The sequence below is a fragment of the Bacillus sp. P14.5 genome, from assembly GCF_003316765.1.
Classification (GTDB): Bacteria; Bacillota; Bacilli; order Bacillales; family Bacillaceae_B; genus Rossellomorea.
In genome coordinates this window covers 1-1,341 of the sequence record NZ_NIJF01000023.1, presented here as the reverse complement: position 1 = coordinate 1,341, position 1,341 = coordinate 1, and the positions used below count along the sequence as shown (strand labels likewise).

Sequence of the window (1,341 nt, the reverse complement as noted above, 5' to 3'; positions counted from 1 at the left end):
CGTCTGCATACCTTACAATGTAGCATTCTTTTAGGTTAGACCGTTTTTTCAGTGCTTGATATTTACTGCCAATGAACTTATATTTAAAATCACTTTCAAATGTTTCCCATTGATTACTTACCCACCAATCTAGTTCATTAAGGACAATGTTTGATAAAAGTGGAGATAAAATGCCGCCTTGAGGAACGCCTCGTGATGGCACACCTTCACCCTCGATTTCAGCTTTTAAAAGTCTTGAAATGATGGCTAATAACTTCTTATCTTTTATTCCCAATGACCAAACTTGTTTAAGCAATTTTCCATGATGAACATTGTCAAAGAAACCTTTTATATCAACATCAATACAGTGGAAGAGTCCTGTTTGGTTGATTAGAAATTCGAATCTAGCTTTCGCATCATGCGTGCTTCGATTCTGTCTAAATCCATAGCTGTGATTGTGAAATTTTGCTTCGCAAATCGGTTCAAGAACTTGTAGGATGCATTGTTGAAGGATTCTATCCCAAATCGTCGGAATTCCTAATGGTCTTACTTTGCCATTTACCTTCGGTATAAACACACGCCTTACTTTTTGTGGCTTATACATTTCAAACATACCTTGAACTTTTCCAATCACTTCTTCAACCGTCAGGTTCTTTACATTATTAATTGTTAATTTATCTGTGCCCTTTGTTTTACTCCCTGTATTTCCTTTAATGTTTCGATAAGCAAGACGTATATTTTCATTGGAACATATTAGATCCATTAAGTCATAGAAATTTTGACCATTAACACTTTGAGCATACAAGTTATCAAAGTATCTTTGCATATCATAATACTCATTGTGTCTCAGTTTCTTCCGTTTCAACAAGTCGGTGACTCCCTTAGGAGTTGAACCTCTTTTAGTCTTACAAGAACCTTATTATTCGATAAAGAACTGTCTTACATGGTTGAATGATTCTTCATTAGTCTAGTGGCTATCCCTCCAGGTTGATTAGACCGTTCATTGGTACTGTGCCACCACTTTCACTGATATAAAGAGAAGTTATACAACAACTATTATCATTATTGCTTTCCTTATCACCGTTTCATTAGGAGTAAGCCCTCCACGTTATCAGCTTACAACGTTGAATTATATCTATTATAGATTGAACTTAGGTGCTTCCTGTAAGCCTGTTAGCATTCATACGCCTGTAACGTATCATGGATTTTAATATTAATTAATCTTACTCACCCATATCTAACCTCACAATTTGGTGATATACACATTTCTATGTATCGCAGGTATAGACCCGTACATCCAGAAGTTTGTCAGCTTAACCTTTTCTTTAGGTCTATTTAAGCATTCTCACCATATTCAATCAA

Annotated in this window: 1 protein-coding gene; it reads right to left on the bottom strand. The window is 35.5% G+C overall.

The window, feature by feature from the left end:
• A partial coding sequence (locus B9Z54_RS02945; protein ID WP_481747775.1) for a reverse transcriptase domain-containing protein occupies window positions 1-805 on the bottom strand: 805 nt, incomplete at its 3' end.
• Window positions 806-1,341: the final 536 nt, after the last annotated feature.